Genomic DNA, 18,108 nt, shown 5'->3' with positions numbered 1-18,108 from the left:
GGCAGAACGCCGACAAGGGCTTCAGGCAGGCCGAGCTTGGCGCCGGTATCGGTCGCCATGACGCGGTAATGGCAGGCGAGCGTGACTTCAAAGCCGCCGCCCAGCGCCAGACCGTTAATGGCGGCTGCGATGGGCTTGCCGCAGGTTTCCAGCGCCCGCAGGGACTGATTCAGGCGATAGGCCGTGTCGAACAGCTTGGATTTCGCTTCCTCTTCGGACAGGCCCTTGAGGTCGGCCATGCCGCCGCCGAGTTCAGACAGGTCGGCGCCGGCGCAGAAGGCTTTCTTGCCCGAGGTGATGACCGCGCCCTTGATGGCGTCGTCAGAGCCGATCTTCTCGACGATCTGCCCCATCTCCTGCATGACGGAGTTGGACAGAACGTTCATCGAGACGTTCGGAGAGTCAAAGGTGATGAGCGCGATGCCGTCGCCGTCCACCTCGAATTTGAAATGCGTATAGGTCATTGTGAGGTCTCCTGTGACGATGACGCCTGCGCGTCACCGCCCCCTTGGTCATTCTTCTTGAACGTTGAAAAGGCCAGGCCGAACAGAGGCGACAGACACACGCCGATCACGATCCCGGTCGCCAGGCCAAGGGCGAGATTGCCCAGCCAATCGCCGAAACCGATGCCGAAGATGAGGCCGAGAACCACGCCCGCAGGCAGGCCCTTGCCGATATCCATTTTCGACAGAAGCGTATTGTCCGTCTTCGAAGTCATGCTCCGGTCTCCGTGTCCGTATCGTCTTGATCCTTGGGATCGTCTGACCTGTTCAGCAGAGCTGTTCCGATAGCGACAGCGAACGGCAAACCGACGCCCGGTCCGAAGGCGAGGCCGAGGCCCAGGCCCAGAAGCGGGTTGTCCAGCGCCACGCCGAAAGCGACGCCGAGGGAGATCCCCAGCGCTGCGCCAATGGCCAGCCCGAATGGCAAGCCCTTGAGCAGGGCGTTCTGGCTGGCGGCCGGTTTGGAGTTCGCTTCAGCCATCAGATCAGACGCGCTCGATGATGGTCGCGGTGCCCATGCCGCCGCCGACGCAGAGCGTGGCGAGGCCGGTGCCCTTGCCGGTGCGCTCGAGCTCGTCGAGCACGGTCCCGAGGATCATCGCGCCGGTTGCGCCCAGCGGGTGACCCATGGCGATCGCGCCGCCATTGACGTTGGTCTTGGAGTGCTCGACGCCGAGATCTTCCATGAAGCGCAGAACGACGGACGCGAACGCCTCGTTCATCTCAAACAGATCGATGTCGGACGGGCTCATGCCGGCCTTCTTGAGCGCCTTGCGGGCGGACGGAGCCGGACCGGTCAGCATGATGGTCGGCTCGGAGCCGATGGAGGCCATGGCGCGGATGCGGGCGCGCGGCTTGAGGCCGAGCTTCTCGCCCATTTCCTTGGTGCCGATCAGGATGGCGGCGGCGCCATCCACGATGCCCGAGGAGTTGCCGGCGTGGTGGACGAAGTTGATCTTCTCGATGTCAGGATATTTCTGCATCGCGACCTTATCGAGGCCCACGAAAGCCGACAGATCCTTGAAGGACGGCTTGAGGCTCGCCAGCGACTGCATGTCGGTGCCCGGACGCATGTGCTCGTCATGATCAAGCTGGACAAGGCCGAGCTGGTTTTTCACCGGCACGATGGACTTGTCGAAGCGACGCTCTTTCCAGGCGGCTTCGGCGCGGTTCTGGGACTCGATGGCGTAGGCGTCCACATCGTCACGGGAATAGCCGTACTTGGTGGCGATCAGGTCGGCGGACACGCCTTGCGGCACGAAGTAATGGTCAAACGCCATTTCCGGGTCGACCGCCATGGCGCCGCCGTCAGAGCCCATCGGCACGCGGGACATGGCTTCCACGCCGCCGCCAATGGCCATGTCGGCTTCGCCGGACATGACTTTCGCCGCGGCGAGGTTCACCGCTTCAAGGCCGGAGGCGCAGAACCGGTTGACCTGGAAGCCCGAGGCGGTCTCGGCATAGTTGGCGTTGATCGCGGCGGCGCGGGCGATATTGGCGCCCTGCTCGCCGACCGGGGAGACGCAGCCCAGGATCACGTCATCCACATAGGACGTGTCGAGATTGTTGCGCTCACGGATGGCTTCGAGTTGCTGGGTGGCGAGCTGAAGCGCGGTCACTTCGTGAAGCGTGCCGTTCTTCTTGCCCTTGCCGCGCGGGGTCCGCGTGGCGTCAAAGATATAAGCGTCAGTCATTTACTGGGCTCCCTGTGTTTGGGCTCCCGTCGCGCCGCAGGCGTGGCGGGTCCATTCGTAATGTCCGTCCGAGACAGTGATCTCGCTGTCGGAGACGCGACTGAGGATGTGCGTGTTCTCGGCCATTCGCTGGCCTTCTTCTGCGCATTGCGTGCGCGCTGCGATCCGGTCCCCGTCGCGTTCAAGCGCGAGGACGTCGCAGCTGCGTTCGTAGAGCTCGAGCCGGTCCGGGCCGAGCCGGAACAGACCCTCTTCCGCACACGAGGCGTCCATGCCCCAGCGTCCGGAAAAGGTCTGCTCGAAATAGGCGCGCGGCGAAGCCGCATCGGGGGCGGCCTCGCTCGCTGGCGGCGCGTCAGGCGCACAGGCGACGAGCAGACCGCCCGCCGCCGCACTTATGACGAACCGCGTCAGCATTACAGCGTCCGGGCGATCAGGAGCTTCATGATCTCGTTGGTGCCGCCATAGATGCGCTGCACCCGCGAGTCCCGCCACATGCGCGCGATGGGATACTCGTTCATGAAGCCATAGCCGCCATGCAGCTGGACGCATTCGTCGATCAGCTCGCACTGGATGTCCGTCGTCCAGTATTTCGCCATCGACGCTGTCGCCGCATCGAGCTGGCCCTTGATCAGAAGATCAGAGCAGTGCTGGACAAAGACCTCGGCGATGGTCGCCTTGGACTTGAGTTCGGCGAGCTTGAACTGGGTGTTCTGGAAGCCCATCACCGGCTTGCCGAACGCCTGGCGTTCCTTGACATAGGCGATGGTCTCGGCGAGGGCGCGCTTCATCATGCCCACGGCCTGGACCGCGATCTGAAGACGCTCCTGCGGCAGCTGTTCCATCAGCTGGAAGAAGCCCTGGCCTTCCGCCTCGCCCAGCAGGGCCTCTGCGGGGACCTTCATGTCCTCGAAGAACAGCTCGGCGGTGTCCTGGGACTTCATGCCGACCTTGTCGAGATTGCGGCCGCGGCGGAAGCCATCCAGCCCGTCGGTCTCGACGAGGAAGAGCGAGGTGCCCTTGGCGCCGCCCTTGGGATCGGTCTTGGCCACGACCACGATGAAGTTCGCGGTGCCGCCATTGGTGATGAAGGTCTTGGACCCGTTGATCTTGTAGCCATTGCCGTCCTTGACGGCCGTGGTCTTGATGCCCTGAAGATCAGAGCCGGCGCCCGGCTCGGTCATGGCGATCGCGCCGACATATTCGCCGGAGATCAGCTTGGGCAGGATGCGCTTTTTCTGCTCTTCAGTGCCGTAGTGCCAAACGTAAGGGGCCACGATGGAGTTGTGCAGGCTCGCGCCCCAGCCATCCACGCCCATTTCGGAAATGGCCATGTGGAAAGCGTAGTCATGGCGCCAGTCGCCGCCCGCTCCGCCGTATTCCTCGGGGGCTGCGGGGCACAGCAGGCCGTTTTCGCCGGCCTTGTTCCAGACCTCGCGGTCCACCATGCCTTCCTTTTCCCAACGATCGCCGTGGGGCAGGCATTCCTTTTCGATGAAGCTGCGCACAGCGCCATCGAAAATGTTGACGTCTTCCTGATCCAGCCATTCAGGCTTGGGCACATTGAGAACTTGCGCCGTCATTTGGTCTCCTCCCAGATAGGTCTTGGCGAAAAAGCCCTCCGTCCCGGGGACGGAGGGCTTTTCGCAATCAGTCTCAGAACGCCTCGGCTTCGAGGGTCATCATGGTCTCGGCGCCGGATTCGATGCGGGCCAGATGGGCGTCCGCCTGCGGCAGCCAGCGTTCGACGAAATATTTCGCCGTCACCAGCTTGGTCGCGTAGATCGGATCGCTGTCGCCCTTCTTGGCGGCCGCCACCTTGGCCATTTTCGCCCACATATAGGCAAAGCAGGTCAGGCCGAAGAGGTGCATGTAATCGGTCGAGGCGGCGCCGGCGTTGTCGAAGTTCTCAAGGCCCTTCTCGACCAGCCAGTTGGTGGCCTTCTGAAGCTTGGCCTTCACGTCCGCGAGACCGTCCACATAGATCTTGAGATCGGCGTCGCCCTGGTTCTCGGCGATGAAGTCATCGAGCTCGCCGAAGAAGGAGTTGATCGGACGCATGCCGGCCATGGCCAACTTGCGGCCCACCAGGTCGAGCGCCTGAACGCCGTTGGTGCCTTCATAGATCAGGGTGATGCGCGCATCGCGCAGCAGCTGCTCGATGCCCCACTCACGGGTGAAGCCCGAACCGCCATGCACCTGCAGGCCGGTGGAGACGCTCTCATAACCCTTGTCGGTCAGATAGCCCTTCACGATCGGGGTCAACAGCGCCATGAAATCGCCAGCCTTCTCGCGCACGGCCTCGTCCTCGGCCTTGTGCTCGAGATCGCCCTGCAGCGCGGTCCAGTAGGTGAAGGCGCGCGCGCCCTCCACGAACACTTTCTGGTCCATCAGCATGCGGCGCACATCGGGGTGCACGATGATCGGGTCGGCCGGGCCGTCCGGGTTTTTCGGACCGGTCAGGGAGCGGCCCTGGATGCGGTCCTTCGCGAAGGCCAGCGAATACTGGTAGGCGGTTTCCGCCAGGCCCAGACCCTGCAGGCCCACGCCCAGACGCGCCTCGTTCATCATGACGAACATGATCTTGAGGCCCTTGTTCTCTTCACCCACGAGCCAGCCGGTCGCCTCGTCATAGTTCATGACGCAGGTGGCGTTGCCGTGAATGCCCATCTTCTCTTCCAGGCCGCCGCACTTGAGCGAGTTGCGCTCGCCCGGATTGCCATCGGCGTCCGGCAGGTATTTGGGCACCACGAACAGCGAGATGCCTTTCACGCCCTGCGGCGCGCCTTCCACGCGCGCCAGCACCAGGTGAACGATATTGCCGCTCATCTCGTGCTCGCCGGCGGAGATCCAGATCTTCTGGCCGGAAATCTTGTAGGTGCCGTCGCCCTGGGGAACCGCCTTCGTGCGCAGCATGCCCAGATCGGTGCCGCAATGGGGCTCGGTCAGGTTCATGGTGCCCGACCATTCGCCGGAGAACATCTTCGGCAGGTAAAGCTCTTTCTGTTCCTGGGAACCGCCCACCAGAAGGGCTTGCGCCGCGCCGTTGGTCAGGCCCGGATACATGCCGAAGGCCATGTTGCAGCTCGTGACCATCTCGTTGAAGGCGAGATTGAGATAGTGCGGCAGCGCCTGACCGCCGAATTCCGCCGGCGCGGACAGCGCGGTCCAGCCGCCTTCGGTCATCTGGTCGTAAGCGTCCTTGAAGCCGGTGGGGGTGGTGACCACGCCGTCATCCAGCTTGCAGCCCTCATGGTCGCCGACCTTGTTGAGCGGATGCAGCACGCCTTCGCAGAACTTGCCGCCCTCTTCCAGGATGGCGTTGACGATATCCTCGGACGCATCAGCGAAGCCGGGAATGTCGCTGTATTGCTGAACGTTCAGCAGCTCGTTCAGCACAAATTTCTGGTCTCGATTTGGGGCCTTGTAGTCGGGCATTGGGACCGTCTCCGTAGGGGTCGAGGTGGTTATAGGTATGGGGCCATGTCGGCCTGTGCGCGTCGAGTCCTGTCACGGCCTCTTCGCGAAAGCGTCATATCGGGTCGTCCGGCGCATGGCCGGACCATTGCGTCAGTCGGGCCGAGGCCAGCGCCTCAAAGGCGGCGGCGCGGCGCTTGATGTCTTCGGACGGCTCCCGGTCGGCCAGCCGCTCTTCCAGCCAGGCGCAACCGGCGTTCAGTTCGGCGAGGGCGTCCTCGATGTCATTGCGTTGCTGTTCGAGCGCCGTGATCCGCGCACGAAACCGTTTGAGATTGCGCGATAGGGTTTCATGCGAGCGGGCCGCAAGCGCTTCAAGATCCAGCATCTCACCGATTTCCTCGAGCGAGAAGCCCACCCGCCGACCGCGCAGGATCAGGGAGAGGCGCGCCACATCGGCGGCCGTATACCAGCGCGATCCGCCGCGACGCTTGGGATTGAGCAGGCCTTTCTGCTCGTAAAAGCGCAGCGTGCGCGGGGTCACGTCGAACTTTTCCGCGATCTCGCGGATCGAAAGCTCAACATCAGAGGGCGCGGTCTGAGTCATGGCGGGGAGTGTATGCGCCTTGACGTGAACGTCAACGTCAATCTGGTGACATCTATGCGACGCCCTCAACCTTGTCTTATAGACGCCTTGACCGCGCCGCATTCGTCGATTGATTTGGCGGTTAACTGAAGCAGACTCGCCGTTCATTCGGCCAAGGATTTGCAAATGCGCCTGATCGCGTTCGCCGCCTGCCTTTTGCTGACCTCGCCCGCCTGGGCGCAAGGCGAAGCCGCGTCGGCGCCCGCCGACGAAATCCAGACCCTCTGGCGGGTGGATGTCTCTTCGGTCGGGTCCTCCGCCGCCCGCGAAGGCCGGTCCCGCAGCGTGCGATACGGAGAGGACTGGGCCAGCTGGGTGACCGAACAGGGCGCGCAGATGTGGCTCGATATCGGCCAGCGCGCGCTCTACGCCCAACCCGCCGATCAGACCGATATCATGCAGACCAGCCTGTATGCCGAGGCGCGGCGTCATCTTGATATCTATGTCGCGCTCAGCGAGGGCGGGCGTCGCGACGTCATCAGCTTCGGCAATGCCGGGACCTTTGACAGGGTCTGGCTCGAAGCCGCCACCGGCGTCGCCTCCCAGAGCGGCGCGCTGGCCCTCACCGACACCCCCACCGGCTTTGTCGCCCAGTACAACAACCAGCTTGTCTTCAGCGCGGATTATGGCGGCGAAGGATCGAGGTGCGAGGCGGACAGCATAGACAATGCACATGCCGCCAGCGCCCTGGCGTGGCTGCCCTATGTCGCTCCGATCCACCCCGAAATCATGGCGCGCCTGTCTCAGTCCTCGCGCTTTCCCTGTGCGTTCAGCTTCATCGTCTACAGCCCCGACAGCCCCGCCGGGCGCATGGAGCGCTGGACCCGTGACGTCGACGCTCCGGAGGTCCTGCCTGGCTTGCCGCCATTGCCCGAGAACGCGACCCTGATCCCGGCGGGCGCGGATCGCCTGAACCAGGTGCTCGAGGCTGCGCAGAGCGCCCTCTCCGGCGCTCGGGGCTCCGCGCCGACGCCGGTGGATTTCTTTGACGAAAGCCAGAGTCTTCAGGAAGACGGCGATTATGCGGGCGCCTTGCTGGTGCAGATTCAGGAAACCCATCATTTCGGCCCCTGCCCGGAAGCCTCCATCGGCAGCGATCGCCTGACCTGCGCCTATGCCAGCGCTCTGGCGCTCCAGGGCGCCGAGGATGAAGACTTCCGCACCCTGTCAGCAGGGCTGGAAGCGCTCGCGGAGAATGATCCAGCTGCGGCAGTTGAGCGTTTCGCCCTGTTCATCGACCGGGACGGCCATGCCGGAGCCGCAGCGCGCCTTCTGACCGCGAACGCGCTGATCAGCTGGGGGCGCGTCGGTCTGCAAGCGCATCCTGAACTCGATCCCGCGCAATTGCTGGCTCAGGCCCTGGTCCTGGACCCTTTCGCTCCCGACGCCTACTGGCATCTGGGTCAGCGCTATCTGGCCGCTGGCGCCCCCGCGCCGGCCTGGTCCCTGTTCGATCTCGGACGCGAATTGCCGCGCCCGATCGAGGATACGCCGCTCGCCCAGGTCGATGTGCTGGAGGCGCGCATGACCGAGCTGGCCCCCTTCTGGCTGCCGTCAGCCCCCTCCATGCCTGTTCAATGATCAGATTCTCTCCAGTTTAAGAGAGATTTACGAGGCGTTAACCGCATCACCTGCTCTTGATTCAGAGTTGAGTCCGTGCGTTCGCCCGCCGGAGCGGTGATTCCATGTGGATATACCAGATATGGCGCCTGCCTGACTGGTTTACACAATATTAACCGCGTCTATAGGGTCGAGGCTGGACATTGGAGATGAGTCGGCATGCCGCCTGTGGCGCCCTGGAGTGTGAAGGGGATTGATCCCCGCGCCCGCGCCCTCGCCAAATCTGCGGCGAGGCGTGAAGGCATGACTCTGGGCGAATGGCTCAATCGGGTCATTCTGGATGACGGCGTCTCCGAACCCGCCAAGGACTGGGATGACCAGCTGTCGCGCTTCCCCGGATTCGGCGACGGCGATGGCGGCGGATCTGACAGCGATGACGCGCTGAACGAGCTGGTGCAGCGCCTGTCTGACCGGCTGGAGGCGTCCGAGCGGCGCTCTACCCAGGCCCTCTCCCATATCGATCAGTCGGTGACCGCGATCTCGCGCCGCCTCGACATGATCGAGGACAATATCGATGACGACGGCGAAAGCGCGCAGGACGCGCTCAAGCGCACCCGCGCCCAGCAGGATGAACTTCTCGATCGTGTTCGCCGTCTCGAGCGCTCCGGACCGGGCGCAGGCGCAGACCCCGCCGCATTGAAGTCTGTCGAGACCACTGTCGGGAAACTGGCCAGCCGTCTTTACGAGACCGAGCGCGATGTGCGCACCGAACTCGATACCCTGGCGCACAAGGAAGAGCGTCGCCGCGACAGCGCCGAGCGCGGCCTCGAAAAGCTGGGCCAGCGCCTGGAGGACACCGAGAAGACCCTGACCGACGAGACCCGCGCCCTGCGCGATCTGGTCGAGACCCGCGATGAACGCACCCAGTCCCTGCTGAGCGACCTGCAGGACACTTCACGCTCGCTGCAAAGCCGGATCATCTCGGCGGAAAGCGCTACCCAGCGCGCTGCTGAAGCGCTGGCGGGTTCACAGGAGAAGCTCGATGCGCGGTTGCGCCAGCTCGAGAGCCTGCAGTCGAACGCCCTCAAGGAAGAGGATGTGCAGCGGCGCATTGATGCGCTGGCGCGCGAAGTCGCCGATGTGATCCGCGACACGCGCAGCGAATGTGCGCGCCAGATCGCGGAAGTCTCCAGGAACGCGGACGGTCCGCGTCTTGAGCGCGCGCTGGCGGAGGCGGAAACGCGACTGCGCGCCGCCGAGCAGCGCCAGTCTGATTCCCTTCAGCGCATCGGCGCGGAAGTGGCCCGCCTGGCGCGGGCCGTGGATCAGAGACTGGACCGGTCAGAGCAGCGCCTTCAGCGCCGCCTGGATGAAGCCGAAGCCAAACGACAGAACAAAGAAGATCGCGCCGACATCGAAGCGCGTCTCGAAAAGGTTCGCCAGGACAATTCCGTTGCGATGCGGCGGATTGGCGAACAGGTGGCCAAGCTTGGGGAAAACTTGGCAGATCGCGTTCAGCAGGCCGAGCACCGCTCGGCGCAGGCGGTCGAAGCAGCGGGCGAACGCATGGCCCAGGTTGTCGAACGACTGGAACAGTCCCGCTCCTCCAATACGGAGCAGGATCTGGAAACCCGTATCCGCGCCTCGGAAGAACGCACGGCCCAGCGCATCGAACAGGCCATGACCGGCCTTCATGAGCGACTGGATCAGGCCCGGCAGGACACCAGCGAAGCGTTGTCGCCTGTCCAGAAGGCCATGAACGCGCTGGCGATCCGGCTTGAAGCCATTGAGGGTCGCAAGGGCAAATCCCGGGACAAGGACAAGGACGAGTCCAAGGCCATCGTTCAGGAAGCGGACGACGCCATCAACGACTTCTCCAGACCCTTGCCCGAAGCGCCCGACCGCTGGGTGAACGCAGACGATTCCGATGAGGATTTCGCGCTGCCCGCGCACGACGATTTCGACATCAAGGCGGAACCCGCTCGCGCCTCCTCCTTCACCCGTCCGGATCCGGTCCCTGTCGCCTCCGCCAAGCCTCAGCCTGCGCCGCAGCACCGCGCGCCCGAAGCCGAGGCCGAACCGCGCAAACCCGCCGCCATGGGCGCAACCGCCGATGCGGACTTCCTGGCGAAGGCCCGCAAGCAGGTGCGCGCGAACCGGGGCGGAGAGGCGGGATGGACCCCGCCCGTTCAGAAAGAGCAGCGCGGCTCCAACAAGACCTTGCTCCTGGGCGCCAGCGCGCTGGGCTTTCTCGCCATCGCGGCGGCGGCCGGCATGCTGGTGATGGAAGCGATCAATGGTCCCGAACAGTCGGCCCTGAGCGCGGACCCGTCCGCGTCGCTGTCGAGCCTTTTCTCCGAACCGGCGGACCTGTCCGCGCCCTCTACCGATACCGGCGCTACCGCAATACAGGCCGAGCCTGCTGCGACGTCTGGGACAGAGACTGCCGCGGCAGACGCTGAGACCGTCCAGAGCCAGCCCGAGGCTGCGCCAGCTCCAACCCAAGCAGCTCCGACCCCCGCCCCGCCTCCGCAACAGCGTGCATCACAAACCGAAGCGGCGCCGAGCCTTGAAAGCGCCGCGGCCAGTGGCGACGCCGTGGCGCGCTATCAGCTGGCGCTGCAGCAGCTGGAAGACCAGCGCTATTCGGACGCCGCCGCCCTGATGCGCCGCGCCGCCGAGCAAGGCGTTCCCGCGGCGCAGCGCCGCTTTGCGCTGATGCTGGCCAATGGCGAGGGCGTGCCCGCCAATCCGGCCGCAGCCCGCGACTGGATGGCCCGCGCCGCCGGGAACGGCAATGTGCAGGCCATGCATGACGCAGGCGGCATGTTCATCAACGCCGAGTCCACGCCTGAATTTCAGGAAACCGCGGCCCGCTGGTTCGAACAGGGGGCGCTTCACGGTCTCGTGGACAGTCAGGTGAATATCGCGCTTCTCTTCAAGGAAGGCTTCGGCGTGCCGCAAAGCCCGGCTGACGCCTATGCCTGGTTCACCATCGCTGCGAATGCAGGAGACGCCGAGGCGCGCAATTCCGCCGCCGAGCTGCGCTCCATGCTGACCCCCGAACAGCGCGCGGCGGCGGAATCGGTCGCCCGCAATTTCACCCCGCGCCCATCCGATCCCGAAGCGCAGGGCGATTACGCGCCCCAGCCGTGGGAGACCGACGTCATCGCCAGCCCGGCCCAGATCGCCCGGGCCCAGGCGCTCCTGTCCCAGCTGGGCTACCAGCCCGGCCCTGCGGACGGGATGATGGGCGCGCGCACGCGCAGCGCCATTCGTGACTTCCGCCGTTCTGAAGGCCTGACAGTGTCGGACCGGGTGGACAGCACCCTGCTCTCACGGCTTGAACAAGCCGCCGCCGGTTAGGCCGGGGCGGTGCAGATCTACCTGCCCATAGCCGAGATTTCGCTGAACCTCTGGCTCTTGCTGGGCCTGGGTCTGGGCGTGGGATTTCTATCGGGCCTGTTCGGCGTGGGCGGCGGCTTCCTGATGACGCCGATCCTGATCTTTCTCGGGATTCCGCCCGCTGTGGCCGTGTCCAGCCAGGCGAACCAGATTGTCGCCAGCTCGGTTTCCGGCGCGCTCGCCCATTTCCGGCGCAAGACGCTGGATGTGAAAATGGGGCTGATCCTCCTGATCGGCGGCGTGGTCGGCTCGATTTCCGGCGTCCAGCTCTTCGGCCTGCTGCAGCGCCTGGGGCAGATCGATCTCGTGATTTCGCTCTGCTATGTGGGCTTTCTGGGCGTCATCGGCGGCCTGATGCTGGTGGAAAGCGTGAACGCCATCCGTCGTCGGCGCGGCGCGAGCGGCCCGGTGCGCCCCAAGCGCCGCAAGCGCGGACTGATCGACGCCCTGCCATTCAAGACCCGCTTTGCGGTCTCGGGCCTCTACATGAGCGTCATCCCGCCCATCGCCATCGGGTTTCTCGTAGGCGGACTTGCCGCGCTGATGGGCGTTGGCGGCGGCTTCGTCATGGTTCCCGCCATGATCTACCTTCTGCGCATGCCCACGAATGTGGTGATCGGCACCTCCCTGTTCCAGATCCTGTTCGTGGCCGCGCTGACGAGCTTTCTGCAGGCGGTGCAGAACCAGACCGTGGACATGGTTCTGGCGGGCATCCTGATCCTCGGCAGCGTGGTGGGCGCCCAGATCGGCGCGCGCTTCACCAGCAAGATCCCGGCTGAAGAGCTGCGCGCCCTCCTGGCGCTGATCGTGGTCAGCGTCTGCCTGAAACTGGCCTGGGACCTCACCAGCACGCCGGCCGACCTGTTTGTGCTCATCGACGCACAGGGAGGTCAGTGATGCTCAGACACCTCGCTCTGGTCCTGACCCTTCTCGCCGCCGCGGGCGGGACAGCCTTTGCAGCGCCGCCTGAAGGCGTCCAGCCGCCCGCCCAGATCGCCGCCGCCCTGACCGAGGATGTGGTGGAGATCCGCTCCACCTTCGCCGGCGCCGAGCTGACCCTTTACGGCGCGGCGACCGGGCTGCAGGAAGGGGATGACATCGTGGTGGCCGTGCGCGGCCCGGCGGGCGATCTGCGGGTCATGCAGAAACGCCGGGTGCTGGGCATCTGGATCAACGCCGCCCCGGTCCGGTTCGAGGATGTGGCGGGGTATTACGCGGTCGCCTCCACGCGCCCGCTGTCTGACTTCGCCAGCTTCTCGGCGCTCCGCCGCAATCAGATCGGCATGGACCATGTGCGGCTCTACGCGCCTGAAAGCATTCGCCGGGAAACCCTGTTCGGCGTGCGCAACGTGATGGTGACCGATCTTGGGGGCGAGATCGTGGACTATCGCGCAGCCCTGGTGCGCAACAAGGCCCGGCGCGGCCTGTACGGCGAAGCGCCGGGCGGCGTCGAACTGCTGGAAGGCGGGCTGTTCAGGGCCCGTGTGATCCTGCCGCCCACCACGCCGACCGGCACCTATAACGCAGATGTGTACCTGTTCCGGGATGGACAACCCATCGCAACCCGGCGCACGGATCTGACCGTGGTGAAGGCGGGCGCGGAGCGGGCCATCTATGATCTGGCCCAGAACCGTCCGGTCGTGTACGCCTTTATCTCGGTCCTCCTGGCCATGCTGGCCGGGTGGACGGCGGCCGCGGTCACCCAGCGGCGCTAATGGTTCAAGTCTGATACGAGGCGCCCGCCATGCAACGTCTTAGCGAAGCTCCCCCTCTGGTCCTGATCCTCGGGTTTGGCGGCCTTCTGCCCTTCCTCGCCGGCGCCATCGGCGTCATGGCGGGCGGCCAGGCCGCGCTGCAGGCGGCGACCGCCCTTCCGGTCTACGCTGCGGTGATCCTGTCCTTCCTGGCGGGCGGACGCTGGGCCAGCGAGCTGGTGATCCGCAGCGACAAGCCGCGCTCTGGGGTCATGGTGCTGTCCATCCTCCTGAGCCTTGCGGGATGGGTCGCGGTGGTCATCCAGGTCTGGAACCGTCCCGGACTGCCGCTGGATCTGGAGCTGACCGGCTGGGGCCTGCTGATCGCGGGCTTCGTCATCCAGTTCCTGTGGGACCGGACCGCCATTCGCGGCGCGACCTTTCCCGGCTGGTACATGCCGCTGCGCTTCATCCTGACCGCTGTTGTCGTGCTGTGCCTGGCGCTGACCGCCTTCGTGCGCAGTTCTCCGACCTTCAGCCTCTAATCGCCCAGAAGGCGGGACCCGCTGACCGCATAGACCCGGTCACGGCCCAGCATGTAGGCGTGCGGACGCTCACGAAAGAGCGGCGCATAGGCGGCGTCGCAGACATTCAGCCCACCGGTGAACGCCCCGAAGGCGGGCAGGATCAGCCGCGCGCCATCGGTGGCGAAACAGCGCCGACGCACACGGCGTCCTTGTCCTGAGATCTTCGCACACGGATGCAGATGCCCGGCCACCTCGCCAGGATGATCACCCGCCTGCGGTTCATGACGCAGATGGAGCGGGCCCAGATCAAGCTCGAACCCGGCGCGGCCGCCAAAGCGCTCCGGCGGCTTCGGGTCGTGATTGCCTTCAATCCAAAGCCAGTCCTCGACCGAGGCGACGATCTCAGACAGAGCGTCCGCATCTTCAGGGGCCATACGGTCATCCGCGCCCAGATCATGGAAGCTGTCGCCCAGCGCCACCACACGGCGCGGCTGATAGATCGCAATGGCCTCCGCCAGCTTTCGCAACGTGGCGCGGGTGTCATAGGGGGGCAGGAACTGGCCGCGCACCGCATAGGCGCTGCCCTTCTCAAAATGCAGATCGCTGACCAGCAGCACGCCTTCCTCCGCCCAGACCGCCACGCCGGACGGGTCCGCGATCAGGCGGGCGCCGTTCACGGTCATCAGGACCGGATCGGTGAGGGGCGTGCGAAGCGGCTGGGTCATCAGGTCAGTTAGGCGCGGTCCGCGGAACGAGGCAAGGCGTTCAGTCATCCTCGTCTTCATATCCCACCAGCGAGAGCGGGCGGGCCTTATAGCCCTCAAGTTCCGCCCAGCGCGCCAGGGCGTCATCGCGGCCATGAGTGATCCAGACCTCTTCCGGGTTCACGTCGCGAACCGTCCGGGTCAGCTCGTCCCAGTCGGCATGGTCCGACAGGATCAAAGGCAGCTCGACGCCGCGCTGGCGCGCCCTTGCGCGCACCTGCATCCAGCCCGACGCGAAGCTGATGACCGGATCGGAGAACCGCCGCGCCCAGGCCGTCTGAAACGAGGATGGCGGCCCGATCACGATCTTGCCGGCGAAATCCTGCTTCGTTCCCTCGCCATCCTTCAGGGTGGCTTTTGCGAGCGGACCGAGATCGACGCCATGATCCTGATAGAGCGCACAGAGCTGCTCCATCGCGCCATGGATATGGATGGGCGCGTCATGGCCCGCTTCGCGCAACAGACAGATCAGGCGCTGCGCCTTGCCCAGAGCATACGCTCCGACAAGATGGGTGCGATCCGGGTTCTCCTGCACGCTCTTGAGCAGTTTGGCGATCTCGCCCGCATCATCCGGATGCCGGAACACCGGCAGGGCGAAGGTCGCCTCGGTCACATAGACATGGGCGGGAAACACCTCGAAAGGCGCACAGGTGGGATCGCGGCGGCGCTTGTAATCGCCCGACACTCCGATCACGAGACCTTTCCATTCGAGCCGGATCTGGGCGCTGCCCAGGACATGTCCGGCCGGATGAAAGCTCACCTCCACCTCGCCGATCCTGAGGCGTTCGCCATAGGAAATGGGGACCGGATCCGGCGTGAACGCCTCGCCATACCGCGCCGCCATGATGGCGAGTGTCTCAGGCGTCGCCAGAACGCGATCATGCCCGGCCCGCGCGTGGTCGGCGTGGCCATGGGTGACCAGCGCCCGCTCGGCCGGCCGCATGGGGTCAATGAAAAAGCCCCCGGGTTCACACCAGAGGCCGCGTTCGGTCTCGCGCAGAAGCTGCTCAGGTCGGATCATGGAGAAGACATAGGGCGTCTTCGGGGGCCGGGAAACCGGAGATCCTGACAGGAAAGGAGGCGGCGCCGCTTGAGGGGGGAGAGAAAGCGGCGCCGCCCGTTACGGGCTTTGCTAGTGCAGATCGCCCGCAGACAGATGCCGGTCATGGAGGGGCTGAACCGGCCGATAGTTGTGTGCGTAGTGCGCGGTGAAGGCCGCGATCTGTTCGGCGGACGCCGAGATCGGGGTCTGCATCACGGTCCAGGCCACGCCTTCCGAACAGGGCGGCGTGGTCAGCGAACCGGCATAGCGCCAGGCGCTGTGATCCGCCGGGAGGAACGCAGCCGGATCGACATCGTCAACCTCATGATGCTCGCCTTCATGGGGGATCGCGGCCCAGAGCGCGTCGAGTGCGGGATTGGCCGCGCCTTCTTCAAAGAAGACGCCGACAACGGCCAGATGACCGTCTTCGGAGGCGTGCACGAAATGCACTTCCAGCGGATATTGATGGCCGTCCACGGTATGCTCGCTGCCCGCATGGAAGTGGAACTGGACGAGTTCATACTCGCGATCGCCCAGGTGCAGGGAGCCGGCGTCCTCAAGGTCCACCTTGATGGTGTGGCCATTGTCGGTCACCGAGCCTTCGCCGTCTTCCCAGTGCAGCGCCGGCACGGCGTCGGCATGACCGCTGACGGCATGAAGGTCGATGGGCGATTGTTCGTGCCCGCTGTCGCAGGTGGCGTATTCCGCCGACAGCATGCCCCAGTGCTCAGGGCCGCCATCCCCTTCATACCCCCAGGAGGAATGGCCGTGATGGTCGAGCGCGATCGCCGCGCCGCCCAAAGCGAGCACGGCGGACGCCGCCATGGCGGACCCCAGTAAACTCTTACGCATATCCTGCTCCCAACTGTCCCGATCATGGAAATGCGCGCTGTTTCAGCGCATGGAGCAGTTTTGGGCCAGGCGGGTTAATGACGCGTCACAGAGTTGCGTAACGCTTGGCTAATTCAACCTTAAGAACCCGAGCCGCTCGAGCTGGAACTGGCGGTGACCGCCACCGAACTCGCGGTGATGACTGAGACCATGACAGCGGTCTGGGCGGCGATGACGGCGTCCATGGCGCTCAGCGCCCCGTCCTGAAGCCCGGACCGCCCCGCCGTATGAACAAGATGAGCCAGCGCCGTGCGTTCCCCGCCCATGGAGGTGACCGAGTTCGGAACCGCCTGGCGCAGGGTCTCGATGGCAAGCGCATCATCCACGCCCAGCCCCTGAATGGCCCATTGAACGAAACGCTGCCGGAAGGCATGGCGGCGCAGGGCCTTGTGGGTCTGGCGAGCTGCGTCCAGCGCTTCAAATCGCGCCATCGCCTCGTGCGGGTCGGCCTTGAGAAGCGCGCACATCTTGCCGCCATCCCGGGTATGGCCCCGGGATCGCGGATTGGCGCGAAAGACCGCCTCGGCGGCCTCCCGCAAGGCCAGCACTTCGGCCGGGTCATCGCCGCGAGCGGCGTGAATGGCGGCATAGGTGTCCGTCACTGACGCGCTGGCGCGCCACCAGGGCGGCTGAAGCGCCTCGCGCATCGCCAGGAAGCGCTCGATCGGCGTGTCCTCGCTCGAGCCCACGCACAGCATCAACGCCGCCCGTGCGCCGCCGGCGTGCAGACTGGCGCGTTCAAACCAGCCGACATGGTCCTGCAGGGCCGCACGCGCCGCCAGGAAGCGTTCCACCGGGATGTCGTTCTGCGTCATCATGGCGGCGTAGAGCCAGCGCAGCGCGCCGGTCGGTGAGCGCCAACCCAGCTCGGACTTCAGAGCGGCCTGACGGTCGCGAACTTGCGCCACAAGCGCGTCCGGGTCGTCTTCGCGCATGAGCAGACAGGCTGCAGACAGCCAGCAGGCCACCTTTTCCGGACGGGGCCGACCTTCACGGAACGCCTCGTACAGTGCTTCAAGGCGGGCGAGATTGTCGGCGTCGCTCATGAGACCCTCATGTCAAAACATTGATTATTCACATTACATCGCGACCAGACTGAAAGCAAAAACCCCGGAGCCAGGCTCCGGGGTTTTCAATGAGATAAAGGCTCTCGTCCTAGTCCTCGATTTCAAGGCCCGTGTGATAGGCGATGAAGGCCCAGCGATCCGCCGCTTCCTCGATCAGCTTGGACACCGGCGTGCCGGCGCCATGCCCGGCGCGGGTCTCGATGCGGATCAGGGTCGGCGCGTCGCCCGTCTCCGCCGCCTGAAGCGCGGCGGCGTATTTGAACGAATGGCCCGGCACGACGCGGTCATCGGTATCCGCCGTCGTAATCAGAGTCGCCGGATACTCGCCGGTTTCGGGAATGTTGTGATAGGGCGAATAGCCATAGAGCACGTCAAACATTTCCGGGTCCTGCGGGCTGCCATAGTCATCCACCCAGAACCGGCCCGCGGTGAACTGGTTGAACCGCAGCATGTCCATCACGCCCACCGCCGGCAGAGCCGCGGCGAACAGGTCCGGCGCCTGATTGGCGACCGCGCCCACCAGAAGACCGCCGTTTGAGCGGCCATGGATGGCGAGGTGATCGGGGCTGGTCCAGCCCATATCGATCAGGGCGTGGCCGGCATTGATGAAGTCATCAAAGACGTTCTGCTTGTTCGCGAGGCGCCCGGCATCGTGCCAGTCGCGACCATAGGCCGAACCGCCGCGCAGATTGGCGATGGCGTAGACCCCGCCCATCTCCATCCATTGCAGACGCCGTACGTCAAAGTCCGGACGGCGGGTGATGGCAAAACCGCCATAGCCATAGATCAGGGTCGGGCGCACGCCATTGGGATCGACATCCCGGTGATGGGCGACAAACATCGGAATGCGCGCCCCGCCCGTGCTTTCATAGAAGGTCTGGCTGACCACATAGTCATC

Annotated in this window: 18 protein-coding genes; 5 read left to right on the top strand and 13 right to left on the bottom strand. The window is 65.1% G+C overall.

All coding sequences use genetic code 11. From position 1 onward, the window contains the following. The 8 genes from B2Z70_RS12010 to B2Z70_RS11975 form a co-directional block, all read right to left on the bottom strand. Nucleotides 1-464, bottom strand: a 464-nt coding sequence (locus B2Z70_RS12010) for an enoyl-CoA hydratase/isomerase family protein (protein WP_292983532.1), incomplete at its 3' end; no start/stop codon positions are given. Then, nucleotides 461-718, bottom strand: a complete 258-nt coding sequence (locus tag B2Z70_RS12005; RefSeq protein WP_009801608.1) for a hypothetical protein — start codon at nucleotides 716-718, stop codon at nucleotides 461-463. The genes B2Z70_RS12005 and B2Z70_RS12010, both read right to left, overlap by 4 nt. Beyond that, nucleotides 715-984 (bottom strand): glycine zipper domain-containing protein, encoded by a 270-nt coding sequence (locus B2Z70_RS12000; RefSeq protein ID WP_292983531.1) that lies wholly within the window; start codon nucleotides 982-984, stop codon nucleotides 715-717. The genes B2Z70_RS12005 and B2Z70_RS12000 overlap by 4 nt, the downstream gene beginning before the upstream one ends. 4 nt (nucleotides 985-988) lie before the next feature. Beyond that, nucleotides 989-2,197, bottom strand: a complete 1,209-nt coding sequence (locus B2Z70_RS11995) for an acetyl-CoA C-acetyltransferase (RefSeq protein WP_009801610.1) — start codon at nucleotides 2,195-2,197, stop codon at nucleotides 989-991. After that, the gene (locus tag B2Z70_RS11990) at nucleotides 2,198-2,614 is read right to left on the bottom strand and encodes a hypothetical protein (protein WP_292983530.1); all 417 of its coding nucleotides are present in this window, start codon (nucleotides 2,612-2,614) and stop codon (nucleotides 2,198-2,200) included. Next, complete coding sequence (locus tag B2Z70_RS11985; RefSeq protein WP_009801612.1) at nucleotides 2,614-3,780, bottom strand: acyl-CoA dehydrogenase family protein; 1,167 nt, start codon at nucleotides 3,778-3,780, stop codon at nucleotides 2,614-2,616. Before B2Z70_RS11985 ends, B2Z70_RS11990 begins: the two co-directional genes overlap by 1 nt. A 73-nt stretch (nucleotides 3,781-3,853) precedes the next feature. After that, nucleotides 3,854-5,635 (bottom strand): acyl-CoA dehydrogenase C-terminal domain-containing protein, encoded by a 1,782-nt coding sequence (locus B2Z70_RS11980; RefSeq protein WP_009801613.1) that lies wholly within the window; start codon nucleotides 5,633-5,635, stop codon nucleotides 3,854-3,856. 94 nt (nucleotides 5,636-5,729) lie between these two features. Beyond that, the gene (locus B2Z70_RS11975; RefSeq protein ID WP_009801614.1) at nucleotides 5,730-6,221 is read right to left on the bottom strand and encodes a MerR family transcriptional regulator; all 492 of its coding nucleotides are present in this window, start codon (nucleotides 6,219-6,221) and stop codon (nucleotides 5,730-5,732) included. A 165-nt stretch (nucleotides 6,222-6,386) separates the two neighbouring features. Between B2Z70_RS11975 and B2Z70_RS11970 the strand changes: the two genes are divergently transcribed. The 5 genes from B2Z70_RS11970 (at nucleotide 6,387) to B2Z70_RS11950 (ending at nucleotide 13,464) form a co-directional block, all read left to right on the top strand. Further along, complete coding sequence (locus B2Z70_RS11970; protein ID WP_292983529.1) at nucleotides 6,387-7,841, top strand: hypothetical protein; 1,455 nt, start codon at nucleotides 6,387-6,389, stop codon at nucleotides 7,839-7,841. Between the two features lie 198 nt (nucleotides 7,842-8,039). Then, nucleotides 8,040-11,186, top strand: coding sequence for a peptidoglycan-binding protein (locus tag B2Z70_RS11965; RefSeq protein WP_292983528.1), 3,147 nt, complete (start codon nucleotides 8,040-8,042; stop codon nucleotides 11,184-11,186). Nucleotides 11,187-11,195: 9 nt separating this feature from the next. Further along, nucleotides 11,196-12,122, top strand: a complete 927-nt coding sequence (locus B2Z70_RS11960; RefSeq protein WP_009801617.1) for a sulfite exporter TauE/SafE family protein — start codon at nucleotides 11,196-11,198, stop codon at nucleotides 12,120-12,122. Continuing rightward, nucleotides 12,122-12,940: a TIGR02186 family protein gene (locus tag B2Z70_RS11955; RefSeq protein WP_009801618.1), complete on the top strand. Its 819-nt coding sequence runs from the start codon at nucleotides 12,122-12,124 to the stop codon at nucleotides 12,938-12,940. The genes B2Z70_RS11960 and B2Z70_RS11955 overlap by 1 nt, the downstream gene beginning before the upstream one ends. A gap of 29 nt (nucleotides 12,941-12,969) precedes the next feature. Further along, a complete protein-coding gene (locus B2Z70_RS11950; protein WP_009801619.1) occupies nucleotides 12,970-13,464 on the top strand; it encodes a DUF3429 domain-containing protein in 495 nt (164 codons plus the stop codon). Here the strand turns inward: B2Z70_RS11950 and pdeM are convergent. From pdeM to B2Z70_RS11925, 5 genes are all read right to left on the bottom strand, one after another. Beyond that, nucleotides 13,461-14,219: a ligase-associated DNA damage response endonuclease PdeM gene (pdeM, locus tag B2Z70_RS11945; protein WP_292983527.1), complete on the bottom strand. Its 759-nt coding sequence runs from the start codon at nucleotides 14,217-14,219 to the stop codon at nucleotides 13,461-13,463. The genes B2Z70_RS11950 and pdeM overlap by 4 nt on opposite strands. Further along, entirely contained in the window at nucleotides 14,212-15,231 is a 1,020-nt protein-coding gene (locus tag B2Z70_RS11940; protein ID WP_009801621.1) for a ligase-associated DNA damage response exonuclease, read from the bottom strand. The genes pdeM and B2Z70_RS11940 overlap by 8 nt, the downstream gene beginning before the upstream one ends. Before the next feature lie 111 nt (nucleotides 15,232-15,342). Next, nucleotides 15,343-16,104: a carbonic anhydrase gene (locus B2Z70_RS11935; RefSeq protein ID WP_040612503.1), complete on the bottom strand. Its 762-nt coding sequence runs from the start codon at nucleotides 16,102-16,104 to the stop codon at nucleotides 15,343-15,345. A 119-nt stretch (nucleotides 16,105-16,223) separates the two neighbouring features. Beyond that, nucleotides 16,224-17,189: a hypothetical protein gene (locus tag B2Z70_RS11930; protein WP_292983526.1), complete on the bottom strand. Its 966-nt coding sequence runs from the start codon at nucleotides 17,187-17,189 to the stop codon at nucleotides 16,224-16,226. Between the two features lie 109 nt (nucleotides 17,190-17,298). Continuing rightward, nucleotides 17,299-18,108, bottom strand: an 810-nt coding sequence (locus tag B2Z70_RS11925) for a prolyl oligopeptidase family serine peptidase (RefSeq protein ID WP_292983525.1), incomplete at its 5' end; no start/stop codon positions are given.

Origin of the sequence: Oceanicaulis sp. UBA6590 (genome assembly GCF_002433705.1) — a bacterium.
In the GTDB taxonomy this organism is placed as follows: Bacteria; Pseudomonadota; Alphaproteobacteria; order Caulobacterales; family Maricaulaceae; genus Oceanicaulis.
The sequence above is the reverse complement of the archived record's forward strand: the minus strand, read 5'-3'. Positions and strand labels throughout refer to the sequence as shown.

Coding starts and splice junctions, on each gene's coding strand:
- B2Z70_RS12000 (WP_292983531.1), bottom strand. CDS start 984: ATGGCTGAAGCGAACTCCAAACCGGCCGCCAGCCAGAACGCCCTGCTC.
- B2Z70_RS11990 (WP_292983530.1), bottom strand. CDS start 2,614: ATGCTGACGCGGTTCGTCATAAGTGCGGCGGCGGGCGGTCTGCTCGTC.
- B2Z70_RS11980 (WP_009801613.1), bottom strand. CDS start 5,635: ATGCCCGACTACAAGGCCCCAAATCGAGACCAGAAATTTGTGCTGAAC.
- B2Z70_RS12005 (WP_009801608.1), bottom strand. CDS start 718: ATGACTTCGAAGACGGACAATACGCTTCTGTCGAAAATGGATATCGGC.
- B2Z70_RS11940 (WP_009801621.1), bottom strand. CDS start 15,231: ATGATCCGACCTGAGCAGCTTCTGCGCGAGACCGAACGCGGCCTCTGG.
- B2Z70_RS11970 (WP_292983529.1), top strand. CDS start 6,387: ATGCGCCTGATCGCGTTCGCCGCCTGCCTTTTGCTGACCTCGCCCGCC.
- pdeM (WP_292983527.1), bottom strand. CDS start 14,219: ATGACTGAACGCCTTGCCTCGTTCCGCGGACCGCGCCTAACTGACCTG.
- B2Z70_RS11965 (WP_292983528.1), top strand. CDS start 8,040: ATGCCGCCTGTGGCGCCCTGGAGTGTGAAGGGGATTGATCCCCGCGCC.
- B2Z70_RS11935 (WP_040612503.1), bottom strand. CDS start 16,104: ATGCGTAAGAGTTTACTGGGGTCCGCCATGGCGGCGTCCGCCGTGCTC.
- B2Z70_RS11975 (WP_009801614.1), bottom strand. CDS start 6,221: ATGACTCAGACCGCGCCCTCTGATGTTGAGCTTTCGATCCGCGAGATC.
- B2Z70_RS11930 (WP_292983526.1), bottom strand. CDS start 17,189: ATGAGCGACGCCGACAATCTCGCCCGCCTTGAAGCACTGTACGAGGCG.
- B2Z70_RS11955 (WP_009801618.1), top strand. CDS start 12,122: ATGCTCAGACACCTCGCTCTGGTCCTGACCCTTCTCGCCGCCGCGGGC.
- B2Z70_RS11950 (WP_009801619.1), top strand. CDS start 12,970: ATGCAACGTCTTAGCGAAGCTCCCCCTCTGGTCCTGATCCTCGGGTTT.
- B2Z70_RS11995 (WP_009801610.1), bottom strand. CDS start 2,197: ATGACTGACGCTTATATCTTTGACGCCACGCGGACCCCGCGCGGCAAG.
- B2Z70_RS11985 (WP_009801612.1), bottom strand. CDS start 3,780: ATGACGGCGCAAGTTCTCAATGTGCCCAAGCCTGAATGGCTGGATCAG.